We start from the raw sequence: 14,373 nt of genomic DNA, 5'->3' as shown, positions 1-14,373 counted from the left end.
GATTATAACATTGGGGTTTCAGCTGGTGGAGTAGTCGCATCGCTTTCAACCACTTTGACTTTGACGTGATTACTTAAGCGTACTTGACCGGATGTGACAACCGTTTCACCGGCTTTAACCCCTTCAAGTAGATGAACTCGATCGGCTTGGCGTTCACCGGTTTTAACCACACGTTGTTCCACACGTTTTTCACCATCTTTATCGATCAGGATATAAACACTGTTGCCGTACAAAGTATAAGAAATTGCTGTTTGTGGTACTGCAACTTGATCGTGAATGGTGGGTAACACAATACTGGCTCGCGCGAACATACCGCTACGCAGTTTATTGTCATTGTTTGGGATCTCTGCCTGTACTTCAATCAAACCACTTTGAGCATTCACCGCAGGTTCGATCGCGCTGACCTTACCGGTAAACTTAGTGTTAGGGTAAGAATCGACCAAAATATTGATCATCTGATCGCGATGAATAAGGCGAATATCAGTTTGAGGTACGGTAAAGCGCAAGCGCATCACACTGGTGTCTTCTAGGCGGGTCACTTCATCCCCAACTTGCATGAATTGGCCAAGATACACATTACGCAAACCAACAACACCAGTAAAAGGGGCTTTAACACTGCGGCGCTCAATTGAGGCTTTTAAGCTTTCAATATCAGCGGCCAATGAAAGGTAACTGGCTTTAGCATCATCGTAAGACTCTTGAGAAATCGAATTCTTTTTATATAAGTTGGCATAACGTTGTGATTTAGCTCTTGCGGCAGGCAGTCGCGCCTGAGCACTTTTCAAATTGGCTTTCTCAACTTTTGAATCCAGTTGAGCTAAAACCTGCCCGACTTTAACTTCGGCGCCAGATTCAAATTCAATTTTATTGATCATGCCACTTTCTTGTGAAGTAAGAGTCACACCTTGTAGTGGCTCGATAAAACCAATCGCATCTATGGTTGGAACCCAATCCGAAGACGCCACTTTTTCAACCGTGACTGGAAATTCAGGTTCTGGCATATTGGTCATATACTCAGCGATTTTTTGTTGCTTAAACAGGTTAAAGCCAATCACGCTGCCAAAAAGCAACACAGCAAGCAATAACATGAAGAAAGTCCACTTTTTCATTTTTCAGAACTCCAAATTTCCCAATGAGTATTTATAGTAAATAATAGATATTATTGAATATTAATTAATGCAGGATCACCGCATCCCAACTGGCTTCAATCGCCGATTCTAATGCGCTTTCGGTCACGGTATAACAGCCGAGAGCGTGTTTTCTGGCTAGTGCTAAACTGACATCTAAGCTCAAACTGGCTAGAATATGATTATCGAGTGGCTTAAAGATCCCTTGTGCTTTTCCTTGATTGAATAGTTTTTCAATTTTGCCAAACAGCTGACGCTCTTGCTCGGTATGGCGTCGAGTGGTCGTTGGCAGCGCTTCATATTGAATTCGATTTAAAATCGTATCGATTTCAGTTTTAGTTGAGGTAAGATGAGCGACGTTTTTCCAGATAAGAATAAACTGCTGCTTGATCGGCATATCACTTTCAACACCCTGCTGAACCATCACGGCGACGCGTTGCAAAACATGCAAACGTACCGCCTCGACTAAATCGTCTTTATCGTTGAAATAGCGATAAATTGTTCCAGCAGCAAGACCCGCTTGTGTGGCAAGTTTATGCATCGACAAACCTTGGAAGCCATTTTGAGCAATCAATCGCTCCGCGGTATCCAATAAAAGCTGTCGTTTATCTGATGGTTGTGGCGTATTTTTGTCGGACATAGCTCGATATCAATGAATGAACGTTCATTCATTGTATGTCTGGCAATATAGATTTGCCACAAGCAATTACCGTTATTATTATTTTGTTACATTTACCCATAAACCACTTGGTTAAAAGCAGAGATCTCATGAAATTAAACCCAAATCAAAATGAAGCCGTTAAATTTATTTCGGGTCCTTGTTTAGTATTAGCGGGAGCGGGATCGGGTAAAACGCGGGTGATCACCAATAAAATAGCCTATTTAGTACAACAGTGTGATTATCAAGCGCGTCATATTGCGGCGGTAACCTTTACCAATAAAGCGGCACGCGAAATGAAAGAACGCGTGGCACAAACACTTGGCAAGCAAGAGTCACGCGGTTTGATGATTTCGACCTTTCATACCTTAGGTTTGAATATTATTCGTCGTGAATATAAAGCATTAGGTTTAAAGGCAGGGTTTTCATTATTTGACGATCAAGACCAACTCGCGTTATTGAAAGATCTGACCGAAGAACAAATTGATGGCGATAAAGATTTACTGCGCCAATTAATGAGCAGTATTTCAAATTGGAAAAACGACATGCTCACCCCGCAACAAGTAGTAGGACAGGCACAATCAGAACAAGATCACTTGTTTGCCCATTGCTTCAATATGTACCAAAAACAAATGAAAGCGTACAACGCGCTGGATTTTGATGACTTAATCGCCATGCCAGTCATGCTGTTAAAGACCAATCAAGAAGTGCGTGAGCGTTGGCAAGCCAAAATCCGCTACCTGCTGGTGGATGAGTATCAAGATACCAATACCAGTCAATATGAATTAGTGCGCTTAATTGTTGGTGAGCGTGCACGTTTAACCGTCGTAGGGGATGATGATCAGTCGATCTATTCTTGGCGTGGGGCAAAACCCCAAAACTTAGTGCTGCTTAGCCAAGATTACCCTCAGCTTAAAGTGATCAAGCTTGAGCAGAATTATCGCTCGACCAGTCGGATTTTACGCTGTGCCAATATCCTGATCGCCAATAATCCGCATGTCTTTGAGAAAACCCTTTTCTCTGAAATTCCCGATGGCGAAAAGCTCAAACTGCTGATGGCAAAAAATGAAGAGCATGAAGCAGAAAGAGTGACCGGTGAGATCATTGCGCATAAGTTTATGAATCGAACTCATTATAAAGATTACGCTATTTTGTATCGTGGTAATCACCAGTCGCGTTTGATTGAAAAATCACTGATGCAAAACCGAGTGCCATATAAAATTTCTGGTGGTACTTCATTCTTCGCTCGCTCAGAAATTAAAGACATCATGGCGTATTTAAGAGTGCTGGTGAATCCGGATGATGATAATGCCTTTTTGCGGATGGTGAATACGCCCAAGCGCGAAATTGGTCCGGTAACATTAGAAAAACTCGGCAGTTACGCCAATATGCGTGGTAAAAGTTTATTTGCCGCCAGTTTTGAGATCGGCTTAGAGCAACATCTTTCAGGGCGAGGGCTAGAGTCGCTGCGTAACTTCACTTCATGGGTAGTGCAGTTATCGGATAATGCCGAGCGTGGTGATACGGTAGAAGCGGTGCGTTCACTGGTGCGTGATATTCATTACGAAGATTGGTTGTACGAAACCTCGGCCAGCCCAAAGTCGGCAGAAATGCGGATGAAAAACGTATCGGACCTGTATTCATGGATCACCGCAGACTTGGAAGGTGACAACTACGATCAAGAAGTGAGAACCTTAAAAGAAGTGGTACAACGACTGACTCTACGAGACATGATGGAGCGTGGTGAAAGCGAAGATGACGCCGACCAAGTGCAATTGATGACCTTGCATGCCTCGAAAGGCTTGGAGTTCCCGTATGTGTTCTTAATGGGGACGGAAGAAGGGATCTTACCGCATCAAACCAGTATTGATGAAGATAACGTCGAAGAAGAACGACGCTTAATGTATGTAGGGATCACACGGGCACAAAAAGAACTAACGTTTACTATGTGTCGTGAAAGACGCCAATATGGTGAGTTATTAAAGCCCACTCAAAGTCGTTTCCTAGATGAGCTGCCCTTTGATGATGTGGAATGGGAAGCGCAAAAGAAGCCACAAACCGCAGCAGAAAGAATGGAAAAAGGACAAAGTCACATTGCGAACTTAAGAGCGATGTTAAACAAATAATCGCGCGACAAACAGAATAAAACCTTGCTGTTAGTAAGTTATAACAGCAAGGTCAAGTTTACTTGGGGATATAAAGTAATGTTGCTTATAAACCTTCAGTCATCACTTTAATCGCAGCGACTAACTCATCATCACTACAATCCATGCAGGTGCCTTTGGGTGGCATGGCATTAAAGCCGTTGATGGCATGATCTTTTAAGACATCCATCCCTTTGGCTAAATGTGGCTTCCAATCGGCTGCGTCACCTTTCTTCGGTGCGCCACTTACGCCAGTACCATGACAAGCAACACAGAAAGTACCGTAAACGGTCGCGCCATCTCGAGGGCCTGAAGGTTCGGCTTTAACCGGTTCACTGCCGGCTAAATAGACATCACCAACCGGTTTAATTCGCTCGGTAATTGCATCACGGTCACTTTGACTCATATCGGCAGCAAAAGCTGAAAAGGTGAATGTTGCGCTAAGGATCAATAAAATTGGGCGAATCATATCCATAAACTCACTATAATTAAGTCAAAATCAAGCGTACTCGCTTCCGTTGAGCCGCCGTATTTCTTTATACTGTTTGATATAATGTTGCTGCGTTACTACGATGTGCCATTATCGCCGCGACCATTATTTTTAGGTATAAATGTTTGATAAAGTAATAGTTACAAAATTGTAAACAAGACGTGAGTATATCCTTTTCAATCGGAGTGAGAAACCCTAACATTGCAGTGATACGGCTTCTGTCACATCATAAATAACTCGATATAAGCATTAATTGTTGAAAAACCCATCAAACAGTAAAAAAAGTTGAAATAACACTAGACGATCCTGTACGATATCCGTATTATTCTTCTCCGCCGATAGGGCATGCGCCCGTAGCTCAGCTGGATAGAGCGTTGCCCTCCGGAGGCAAAGGTCGAAGGTTCGAATCCTTTCGGGCGTACCATTTCTGGAATGCTTTGAAAGTAACAATCGGCAAAAAAGAAACACCATTGGTGGCTATAGCTCAGTTGGTAGAGTCCCGGATTGTGATTCCGGTTGTCGCGGGTTCAAGCCCCGTTAGCCACCCCATATTAAGGTAACCTTGAGTTTCCTGTTTTGATTAAGTCGAAACGAAAAGACTTCAGTTGGTGACCCTGCCAACAATTATGAAGCAAAAGAAATACTCGGTGAATAGCGCAGCTTGGTAGCGCATCTGGTTTGGGACCAGAGGGTCGGGGGTTCGAATCCCTCTTCACCGACCATATTATAAAGTTCGCTTTTAAAGCGTATTTTAAGAGTTAATGGTGGCTATAGCTCAGTTGGTAGAGTCCCGGATTGTGATTCCGGTTGTCGCGGGTTCAAGCCCCGTTAGCCACCCCATTATTTAAGGTAACTTAGGTTTCCTGCTTTGATTAAAGCGAAATACTTCAGTTGGCAACCCTTCCAACAATTATGAAGTAAAATGAAAAATTTCGGTGAATAGCGCAGCTTGGTAGCGCATCTGGTTTGGGACCAGAGGGTCGGGGGTTCGAATCCCTCTTCACCGACCATATTAAAAAAAAACCACTCAGCAATGAGTGGTTTTTTTTGATCATAGCCCCGACAGTTGGGGGTTCACAAATATTCAAAACCTAGCTCTTCATCGACCATATTTAAGAAGACCTCAGCAATGAGTGGTTTTTTTTGATCATAGCCCCGACAGTTGGGGGTTCACAAATATTCAAAACCTAGCTCTTCATCGACCATATTTAAGAAGACCTCAGCAATGAGTGGTTTTTTTGATCATAGCCCCGACAATCGGGGGTTCACAGATATTCAAAACCTAGCTCTTCACCGACCACATTAAAGAAACCGCATCAGTAATGATGCGGTTTTTTTCGTTTAAATATTAGTGAATAGCGCTTCATCAATTCCTTTTTTTGGTTAAACATAAATATTTTCAAAACCCCTCTATAGTTAAATGTCATCAATTAAATCAACGCCTTAATGATAGTTTTGTTTTGTTCGATTTTTTGGTGTTAAATCTGGTTTAGAATGCCACATGTTAGTCTATTGTTAACTATTTGTGCCTGTTTTGTGCGTGTGAGCCATTTTTTATGCTGTGTTTGTTGCTTTTTTATCAATTGTTTGCCAAATTGGAGTGCAATAATCTGTAACCACCATCACAAAATGGCTGGATTATACGAATGGAATCGTTTTTTTTGCAGACAGGGAACAAAACTGTCAGTGCAGTAGAGGTCTGGTAATGCCACTTTTAGAAGTTAAAGATCTGCGGATTGAATACCCGTCGCGTCATGGGGTTCATGCCGCAGTAAAATCATTGTCATTTAGCATCGAGCGCGGCGAAATCGTTGGCGTAGTGGGTGAATCCGGCGCTGGTAAATCAACCGTTGGGAATGGCGTAATCGATTTACTTAGTCCCCCTGGCGTGATTGCTGGTGGCGAAGTCTTTCTGGATGGTGAAAAAATATCGGGTTTAACCCCAGAGCAAATGAAACAAGTGCGTGGATCTAAAATTGGTTTTATTTTCCAAGATCCAATGACCTCACTTAACCCTCTTTTTACCGTTGAGCATCAGCTGACCGAAACTATCCACGCCAATATGAAAGTGTCCGATCAAGAAGCTTACGATCGTGCGCTGTCATTAATGAATCAAGTGGGTATTCCACAACCAGAAAATCGTCTTAAACAATATCCTCATCAGTTTTCTGGTGGTATGCGTCAACGTGTGGTGATCGCGATTGCTTTAGCGGGTGAACCTGATTTAATTATTGCCGATGAGCCAACCACGGCACTAGATGTCTCGATTCAAGATCAGATCCTTAAACTTATCCGCGACTTATGCATTCAAAAAAATGTTGGTTGTATGTTGGTAACCCATGATATGGGTGTGGTGTCTAATGTGACTGATAAAATCGCTGTGATGTATCGTGGTGATTTGGTTGAGTTTGGTGAAACGGCCAAAGTATTAGGTACTCCTGAGCATTCTTACACTCGCAGTCTCATTTCAGCGGTGCCACGCTCAGATGCCAAGTTTGATCGCTTCCCGTTAGTGAGTTATATCGAAGAAGCGCATGAACTTGAGCCATTGGATGTTAAAAATCACTGGTTAGGTCAAAGCCAAGATCAACGTGATTACACGGGTCCATTGCTCGATGTGGATAATGTCAGTTTGCGTTTTATCACCAAAGACTCTTTGTTCGAGTCTCGCCGCGAATATGTGCAAGCTTCAAATAAGGTCACTTTCCAAGTCCATGAAGGGGAAACCTTTGGTTTGGTGGGCGAGTCTGGCTCGGGTAAATCCACCATTGCTCGTGTGATTGCGGGTTTATATGCACCCAATGAAGGCAAAGTGACTTTTGAGGGCATCAATCTTACCAATATCAAATCGGAACGTGAGCGCCGTCCGTTTCGACGCCAAATGCAAATGGTGTTTCAAAACCCTTACACATCAATGAATCCACGCATGAAGATTTTTGACATCATTGCTGAGCCGATCCGTTTTCATAAGTTAACGCGTAATGAGACCGAAACTCGCCAGATCGTGCACGATCTTTTGGATCACGTCGGTCTGGGGCGAATGGCTGGGGTGAAATATCCGCATGAATTCTCTGGCGGTCAGCGTCAACGTATCTCAATTGCCCGCGCTTTAGCCACTCGTCCACGCTTATTGATTTGTGATGAACCAACTTCAGCATTGGATGTGTCGGTTCAGGCACAGATCTTGAATCTATTAAAAGACTTACAAGATGAATTAAATCTCACCATGCTATTTATCAGTCACGATTTGCCGGTTATTCGTCAAATGTGTGATCGAATTGGGGTGATGAGAATGGGAGAGTTACTGGAAGTTTCTCCTACCGAGCAATTGTTTACTGATCCGCAGCATGAATACAGTAAACATTTGATTTCTTTAATGCCTGAATTTACGGGCTTAAGAGAAGAAGCAAAAATAGCTTAGTTTTTGATATGACATATTTTTGATGCATTGATTAATCAGTTATTGAGCGACTTTTCAATAAAGAAAGCGCAACAAATCACCGATGTAAACACAACCGCTCGACTAGGCATGCCTTTATTTGAAGAGGCTAATGCTTAGTGTGAGCAATATAAAATAGATAGGGACATGAATCCCGCATGAAGGAGTTATGCAATGAAAACCATTAAGACCAAACTGGCGACAGCATTGATGGTCGCAGGCCTAAGCTTTAATGCTATGGCTGCCGATATCACGGTTGCTTACGATGCCGATCCTGTATCAATGGATCCGCATGAGCAACTGTCTGGCGGTACGCTGCAGTTATCACATATGGTATTTGATCCACTGGTTCGTTATAACCAAAAATTTGAATTTGAAGCTCGTCTAGCAGAAAAATGGGAACGTATTGACGAAAAAACTATGCGCTTCCATTTGCGTAAAGGCGTGAAATTCCACTCTGGTAACACCTTGACTGCTGATGATGTGGTGTGGACGTTCGAACGTCTGCAATCATCTGCCGATTTTAAAGGCATCTTCACGCCATTTGAAAAAGCAGTGAAAGTGGATGACTACACGGTTGATCTTGTCACTAAAGGCGCATTCCCTCTTGTTCTACAATCTGCGACTTATATCTTCCCAATGGATAGTAAATTCTATTCGGGTAAAGACGAGAGTGGTCACGATAAAGGCGAAATCGTGAAGCATGGTAACTCGTTTGCTTCTACTCATATTTCAGGTACGGGGCCGTTTATCGTGACTGAGCGTGAGCAAGGGGTAAAAGTAGAATTTGAACGCTTTAAAGATTACTGGGATAAAAGCTCAAAAGGTAATGTTGATCACTTAACCCTAAAACCAATCAAAGAAAATGCTACTCGTGTAGCCGCATTGCTTTCTGGTGGTGTTGATGTGATTGCGCCTGTTGCCCCTAATGATCATAAACGTGTGATTGATTCTAAAGGTATCGATTTAGTGACGCTGCCGGGTACGCGCATCATTACTCTGCAGATGAACCAAGATAGCAACCCTGCGCTAAAAGATAAGCGTGTACGCCAAGCGATTGTCTATGCCATCAACAACGAAGGTATTGCCAAACGTATCATGAAAGGTTTTGCAACCGCAGCAGGACAACAAAGCCCAGAGGGTTACGCCGGTTATGATCCAGAGTTGAAACCTCGTTACGATCTTGCAAAAGCCAAACAGTTAATGAAAGAAGCAGGTTATGAAAAAGGCTTAAGCTTGACTATGATTGCGCCTAATAACCGCTATGTGAATGATGCAAAAATTGCACAAGCCTCGGCGGCTATGCTGTCTAAAATTGGTATCAAGGTCGATCTGAAAACCATGCCGAAAGCGCAATACTGGCCAGAGTTTGATAAATGTTCAGCCGATATTTTAATGGTTGGCTGGCATGCCGATACCGAGGATTCCGCTAACTTAACGGAATTCTTAACCATGACTCGCAATGAAAAAACCGGTAAAGGTGCTTACAACTGTGGTCACTACTCTAACCCTGAAGTCGATAAACTGATTGAAATGTCGAATACGGAAACCGATCCAACTAAACGTGGTGAAGAGCTGCAAAAAGTGGAGAAAATTTTGTACGACGACGCGGCTTTTGTTCCGCTACATTGGCAGAACCTTGCATGGGGCGCTAAATCTAACGTTCACATGAAACCGATTGTGAATGCGATGGAATTCCCATACTTCGGTGACCTGGTAGTCGATGACAAATAATCAGTGATAAAAGCTTGGTTGTAAAGGCTAAGTTATAAGTCGTTAGATTATAAAAAGAAGCTCAATATATTGGCCGTATTTTTCGAGTAAGATTTTGGTTAGCCCAATCATGGGTTCGTCGAATCATACGGTCAAATTGGATTAACTGACATTGCTTGTGGCATATCGTACATAACGCGATGTTCAGTATTTACATGGAATTTTAAGGGGCAAGAGATGTTTACGTTTCTGGTCAAGCGCCTGTTTCAGGCACTGATAGTGATGTTTGTGATCAGTTTGGTTGCGTTTTCCATCCAGGATAACCTAGGTGACCCGTTGCGTGAGTTAGTTGGACAATCTGTCTCTCAAGCTGAGCGTGATGTATTGCGCGATGAAATGGGGCTAAATGACCCATTTGTAGTCAAATATCATCGTTTTATTGTTAATGCCGTGCAGGGCGATCTAGGAACGTCGTATTTCTTTAAGAAGCCTGCGGTAGACGTTATTCTTGAAAAACTGGTCGCGACCCTAGAACTGGTGTTTGGGGCGGCGTTAATTATTGTCTTTTTATCCATTCCGCTTGGTGTTTATTCCGCCATTAATCCAAAAAGTTGGCTCACCAAAGCGATCATGGCCTTTAGTAGTATCGGGATCTCGATTCCGGTGTTCTTAACCGCCATTCTACTTATGTATGTATTTTCAATCGAGCTTGGTTGGCTACCGTCTTATGGCCGTGGTGAAACGGTAAATGTGTTAGGTACCGGTTGGAACTCAGGCTTGTTTAGCCTTGATGGGTTGGCACACTTAGCGTTGCCTTGTATCTCTTTAGCCTCAATCATGCTGCCATTATTTATCCGCTTAGTTCGCTCTGAAATGCTGGAAGTATTAAGCTCGGAATATGTGAAATTTTGTAAAGCGAAAGGCTTATCACTGAATAAAATTTACTACCAACACGCACTCAAAAACACCATGTTACCGGTGTTAACTGTGGGTGGGGTGCAAATTGGTACTATGGTGGCGTACACTATTTTAACCGAAACCGTGTTCCAATGGCCGGGTACCGGATTCCTTTTCCTTGAAGCGATTAACCGTGTTGATACCCCATTGATCACCGCCTACGTTATCTTTGTTGGCTTAATTTTTGTGGTGACAAACACTATCGTAGATTTGTTGTATGGCTTGGTTAACCCAACCGTCAATATTACTGGAAAGGGAGCGTGATCATGGCGGATTCTATGACAACAAACAGCACTACATCATCTGTTGCGCCAAGCCGCTGGCAGCGTTTTTCTCAGTCGGATTTTTTATATTATTTTAAACGCGACAAAGTGGCTATGGTCAGTTTTGCGGTGTTCTTAACTTTTTTCTTGGCGGCATTACTGTCACCTTGGATTGCCCCAACGAACCCGTATGACCTAACCTCGATCGATATTATGGATTCCGAACTGCCACCATCTTGGATGGAAGGGGGCGATGCGGCGTTCTGGCTTGGCACGGATGACCAAGGACGTGATATTTTCTCGACTATTTTATATGGTTCGCGATTATCGCTGATGATTGGTTTTTGCGCGGTGGCATTGCAGTTATTTTTAGGCATAATCATTGGCTTATCGGCGGGTTACTTCGGTGGTCGCATTGATAGCTTTTTAATGCGCTTTGCCGATGTGCAGTTGTCTTTCTCAACTATGATGGTGGCGATCATCGTGTCGGCTATTTTCAAAGCCAGCTTTGGTGGTGAGTTTTACGGTGAATATGCGGTATTGATGCTGATTGTGATCATTGGTGTGGCTGAGTGGCCGCAATATGCGCGTACCATTCGTGCTTCAGTATTAGCGGAAAAGAAGAAAGAGTATGTTGAAGCGGCACGCGTGATGGGTTTCCGTTCACCGCGTATTATGTTCCGTCATATTCTGCCAAACTGTTTATCACCAATCTTGGTTATCTCAACCGTGCAAATTGCCAATGCCATTATGTCGGAAGCGGCGTTGTCGTTCCTTGGTTTAGGGTTACCGGTTGATCAACCTTCACTGGGATCGTTAATCAGTATTGGTTTTAACTATATCTTCTCTGGTTCTTGGTGGATCACCGCTTTCCCTGGCATTGTGTTAGTGACTATAGTGTTGGTGATTAACTTACTCGGTGACTGGTTGCGGGATGTATTTAACCCTAAGCTGTATAAAGGATAAAGCTATATAAGGCTTAATCGAGACAAAGATTAATGGCATGAAATTTCTAGCTAATATTGTTGATTACGAAAAGACGTTTAAACCGTCCATGGGCACTTGAAAAAGAACGTCCATGTTCTTTGACACTTTTCTCCATCAACAATATGAATAGAAGTGTAGTGTTGTTAGATGACCATAAGCCTTCCCCCTTGGTACTATTATTTAGGGGAAGATGTACAATAAGACCACAGAGTGCGAGCTTTGTGGTTTTCTTATTTTAGAGTAGAGGTTCAAGCTTATGTTACGACTGGCAATTATTGGTACTAACTGGATCACCGAGCGTTTTGTACAAGCGGCATTGGAAGTCAAAGAGTTTGAACTGAGTGCGGTGTATTCTCGTGATACTGCGCGCGCCAAAGAGTTTGCAGCGCCGTTTAATTCAGATGCGGTGTGTTTTGATGATCTCACCGAAATGGCCCAAAGTGATGCGTTTGATGCGGTGTATATCGCTAGCCCCAACTCACTGCATTATTCGCAAAGTGTGTTAATGTTAGAAAATGGCAAACATGTGATTTGTGAGAAACCAGTTGCCTCTAACATCACTCAAGCCGAGCATATGTACCAAGTCGCTGAGCAACATAATGTGGTGTTATTTGAAGCATTTAAAACTGAATACTTACCTAACTTCGCCTTGATTAGCGAACACTTACCGCAACTGGGTAAGCTGCATAAAGTCAGTATTCATTACTGCCAATATTCTTCGCGTTATCAGCGCTACCTTGATGGTGAAAACCCGAATACCTTTAATCCTGATTTTTCGAATGGCTCGATCATGGATATCGGCTTCTATTGTGTTTCTAGTGCGGTGGCGTTATTTGGTGAGCCGGAAAGCATTAAAGCGAGTGCTCACTTACTTGAATCGGGTGTGGATGCGCATGGCAGTGCCATTTTAACTTATCCCGAGTTTGAAGTGGTGATTTGCCATTCTAAAGTGTCGGACTCTGTCTTACCGACTGAATTGCAAGGTGAGGCGGGGGTAATGCATATCCCTCATATTTCAGAGTGCGATCATGTGGATATAAAACTGCGTGGTGAAGAGGTGATGACTTATCAAGTGCCACAACTAGAAAATACCATGACTTATGAAGCCAGCATTTTCGCCCAGCAAATCAAACGCGGTCAATTATGTCAGCAAGCAAAAGCTCGTGCGTTAGGCGTGTCTCGTATTACCACTGAAATTCGCCGTCAGACTGGGGTAGTATTTCCTTCGGATTCCTAAAATCAATGGGATAGTGGGGTTTGGTGCTAAAAATAGTAACTTGAGCTTAGGCTTAATGAGGCTGTTTTAGTGGCTTGATCCGCTTGATATTGGCTCGTAATACCTAAGGTAAGTTGATCGTTGACCGTGAACTCTAATCCAAGACTTGCAATTCCACCCCAATAATTTTGTGAGCTTGAATGAGTTGTCGTGGTCTGTGTTTCATTGGTTCTAATTTGAAAGTCATAGTGGGTATAGCTGATTCCAATACCTGATTTAACCCGCCATTGATCATTTAAAGGATAAAAATACATAGGGATAAAGCTAGTCTGCTTAGCCGTTCCTTTCGATTCCCAAGCTTGCTTATTGTTATCGGTTGTCGCTACTTTGATGGCGCTGACCTCATTGTGCATTCTATATTGGCGATACTCCAATTCTGCTCCCCAATGTTCTGTAAATTGATAGCCAGCAACACCACCCCAGATGATGCTCGAAGTATTAGGGCTAAGATCAAGATTACCGATATCAGAATGATAGACATGGTCAGAAACACCAAAACCAAGATTGAGGCCAAGGTAAGGTTGAGCTGATGTAAAAAAAGGCAAAATTGCTAAACTGGTCAGTGCGACGTTACGCAAAAATTTAATCGAATTAGATTTGAGCATAAAGCCGACCTTATTAATGAGTTAATTACTGATCTTAAGGAAAAATCCAATATGAGGGACCTGATCATCGTAGTTCACTTCACCACCAATGGCGATGTTTTCGGTAAAGTAATACGTCATATCCGCCGATGTTTGTAGATAGGTTCGGTCGTAAGCGTATTTCGCGCCAATATTTACGCCACTTTCTAGCTTGTCGGTAATGCTGTAGCGTAAACCGGTGAGGGCGCTAACCCCAATACTGCCATCATCGGACTCTAATCCGACAATTTGATCTGCTGTTGAGCTTAAATCGCTGTCTTTATACCAATCGTAACTGAGCTCACCACCAAACACCGCATCGAGTGCTTCTCGTTTTGAGGTCTTCATAAACGTTTGAGAAGGGCGGCCAACACCGCTATCGTCCGTCAGGTGCGTGTTGTAACATAATACTGCGATTACTGTTTGTCAGGATGTCAGAAGTTCCTGATACCGTGGAGGTTTCAGCCAAGCTATGAAAACTAAATAAAGCTAAGACACTTAATCCAATTACTTGAATTGCATGGGTTAACTTGTGGTTAGTAAAAAATAAAGTCATATAAACGATTTGAATCCCAAAAGGGAGAAACATTCATCATCCGTAGGTTATTATTGTTGTTATTGGTCTGATGTATGGATCTTAAAAAAAGAAAAACCCCAAGCAAGAGATTCTTGCTTGGGGTCCATAATTTGCGGCTC

At 42.9% G+C, this 14,373-nt stretch carries 11 protein-coding genes and 5 tRNA genes; 11 read left to right on the top strand and 5 right to left on the bottom strand.

The genetic code is table 11. From position 1 onward, the window contains the following. Positions 1-2 precede the first annotated feature (2 nt). Positions 3-1,109 carry an efflux RND transporter periplasmic adaptor subunit gene (locus GFB47_RS11125; protein WP_153448025.1) on the bottom strand — a complete coding sequence of 369 codons (1,107 nt, stop codon included), beginning with the start codon at positions 1,107-1,109 and terminating at the stop codon, positions 3-5. Between the two features lie 64 nt (positions 1,110-1,173). Further along, on the bottom strand, positions 1,174-1,767 hold the full coding sequence (locus GFB47_RS11120; RefSeq protein ID WP_153448024.1) for a TetR/AcrR family transcriptional regulator: 594 nt from the start codon (positions 1,765-1,767) through the stop codon (positions 1,174-1,176). A gap of 128 nt (positions 1,768-1,895) precedes the next feature. Here GFB47_RS11120 and rep point away from each other — a divergent pair, with 128 nt between their 5' ends. After that, the gene (rep, locus tag GFB47_RS11115; protein WP_153448023.1) at positions 1,896-3,911 is read left to right on the top strand and encodes a DNA helicase Rep; all 2,016 of its coding nucleotides are present in this window, start codon (positions 1,896-1,898) and stop codon (positions 3,909-3,911) included. A gap of 85 nt (positions 3,912-3,996) precedes the next feature. Here the strand turns inward: rep and GFB47_RS11110 are convergent, their stop codons facing one another. After that, positions 3,997-4,404: a c-type cytochrome gene (locus GFB47_RS11110; protein ID WP_153448022.1), complete on the bottom strand. Its 408-nt coding sequence runs from the start codon at positions 4,402-4,404 to the stop codon at positions 3,997-3,999. Positions 4,405-4,766: 362 nt separating this feature from the next. On the opposite strand from GFB47_RS11110, the gene GFB47_RS11105 reads away from it, so the two are divergent. The 10 genes from GFB47_RS11105 (at position 4,767) to GFB47_RS11060 (ending at position 13,015) form a co-directional block, all read left to right on the top strand. After that, positions 4,767-4,843 (top strand) — tRNA-Arg (locus GFB47_RS11105). 49 nt (positions 4,844-4,892) lie between these two features. Further along, a tRNA-His gene (locus GFB47_RS11100) sits at positions 4,893-4,968 on the top strand. A 96-nt stretch (positions 4,969-5,064) separates the two neighbouring features. Then, positions 5,065-5,141: transfer RNA gene (locus GFB47_RS11095), tRNA-Pro, on the top strand. A 42-nt stretch (positions 5,142-5,183) separates the two neighbouring features. Next, a tRNA-His gene (locus GFB47_RS11090) sits at positions 5,184-5,259 on the top strand. A 93-nt stretch (positions 5,260-5,352) separates the two neighbouring features. Further along, positions 5,353-5,429, top strand: a tRNA-Pro gene (locus GFB47_RS11085). A gap of 695 nt (positions 5,430-6,124) precedes the next feature. After that, positions 6,125-7,840: a dipeptide ABC transporter ATP-binding protein gene (locus GFB47_RS11080; protein WP_153448021.1), complete on the top strand. Its 1,716-nt coding sequence runs from the start codon at positions 6,125-6,127 to the stop codon at positions 7,838-7,840. 192 nt (positions 7,841-8,032) lie between these two features. Beyond that, positions 8,033-9,592 carry an ABC transporter substrate-binding protein gene (locus GFB47_RS11075; protein WP_153448020.1) on the top strand — a complete coding sequence of 520 codons (1,560 nt, stop codon included), beginning with the start codon at positions 8,033-8,035 and terminating at the stop codon, positions 9,590-9,592. Between the two features lie 216 nt (positions 9,593-9,808). Then, positions 9,809-10,792: an ABC transporter permease gene (locus GFB47_RS11070; RefSeq protein ID WP_153448019.1), complete on the top strand. Its 984-nt coding sequence runs from the start codon at positions 9,809-9,811 to the stop codon at positions 10,790-10,792. A gap of 14 nt (positions 10,793-10,806) precedes the next feature. Further along, entirely contained in the window at positions 10,807-11,757 is a 951-nt protein-coding gene (locus GFB47_RS11065) for an ABC transporter permease (protein ID WP_153448229.1), read from the top strand. A gap of 277 nt (positions 11,758-12,034) precedes the next feature. Continuing rightward, positions 12,035-13,015: a Gfo/Idh/MocA family protein gene (locus GFB47_RS11060; RefSeq protein WP_153448018.1), complete on the top strand. Its 981-nt coding sequence runs from the start codon at positions 12,035-12,037 to the stop codon at positions 13,013-13,015. A gap of 26 nt (positions 13,016-13,041) precedes the next feature. On the opposite strand, the gene GFB47_RS11055 is transcribed toward GFB47_RS11060, so the two are convergent. Both GFB47_RS11055 and GFB47_RS11050 read right to left on the bottom strand, forming a co-directional pair. Further along, complete coding sequence (locus tag GFB47_RS11055; protein WP_153448017.1) at positions 13,042-13,659, bottom strand: AcfA family outer membrane beta-barrel protein; 618 nt, start codon at positions 13,657-13,659, stop codon at positions 13,042-13,044. Between the two features lie 21 nt (positions 13,660-13,680). Further along, positions 13,681-14,025, bottom strand: coding sequence for a hypothetical protein (locus GFB47_RS11050; RefSeq protein ID WP_153448016.1), 345 nt, complete (start codon positions 14,023-14,025; stop codon positions 13,681-13,683). Positions 14,026-14,373: the final 348 nt, after the last annotated feature.

The sequence above is a fragment of the Vibrio algicola genome, from assembly GCF_009601765.2.
GTDB lineage: Bacteria > Pseudomonadota > Gammaproteobacteria > Enterobacterales > Vibrionaceae > Vibrio > Vibrio algicola.
This window is presented reverse-complemented; position numbering and strand designations above follow the sequence as displayed.

Bases quoted from the DNA above. Each gene is read 5' to 3' on its own strand.
- GFB47_RS11125 (WP_153448025.1), bottom strand. From the start codon at position 1,109: ATGAAAAAGTGGACTTTCTTCATGTTATTGCTTGCTGTGTTGCTTTTT.
- GFB47_RS11120 (WP_153448024.1), bottom strand. From the start codon at position 1,767: ATGTCCGACAAAAATACGCCACAACCATCAGATAAACGACAGCTTTTA.
- rep (WP_153448023.1), top strand. From the start codon at position 1,896: ATGAAATTAAACCCAAATCAAAATGAAGCCGTTAAATTTATTTCGGGT.
- GFB47_RS11110 (WP_153448022.1), bottom strand. From the start codon at position 4,404: ATGGATATGATTCGCCCAATTTTATTGATCCTTAGCGCAACATTCACC.
- GFB47_RS11080 (WP_153448021.1), top strand. From the start codon at position 6,125: ATGCCACTTTTAGAAGTTAAAGATCTGCGGATTGAATACCCGTCGCGT.
- GFB47_RS11075 (WP_153448020.1), top strand. From the start codon at position 8,033: ATGAAAACCATTAAGACCAAACTGGCGACAGCATTGATGGTCGCAGGC.
- GFB47_RS11070 (WP_153448019.1), top strand. From the start codon at position 9,809: ATGTTTACGTTTCTGGTCAAGCGCCTGTTTCAGGCACTGATAGTGATG.
- GFB47_RS11065 (WP_153448229.1), top strand. From the start codon at position 10,807: ATGACAACAAACAGCACTACATCATCTGTTGCGCCAAGCCGCTGGCAG.
- GFB47_RS11060 (WP_153448018.1), top strand. From the start codon at position 12,035: ATGTTACGACTGGCAATTATTGGTACTAACTGGATCACCGAGCGTTTT.
- GFB47_RS11055 (WP_153448017.1), bottom strand. From the start codon at position 13,659: ATGCTCAAATCTAATTCGATTAAATTTTTGCGTAACGTCGCACTGACC.
- GFB47_RS11050 (WP_153448016.1), bottom strand. From the start codon at position 14,025: ATGAAGACCTCAAAACGAGAAGCACTCGATGCGGTGTTTGGTGGTGAG.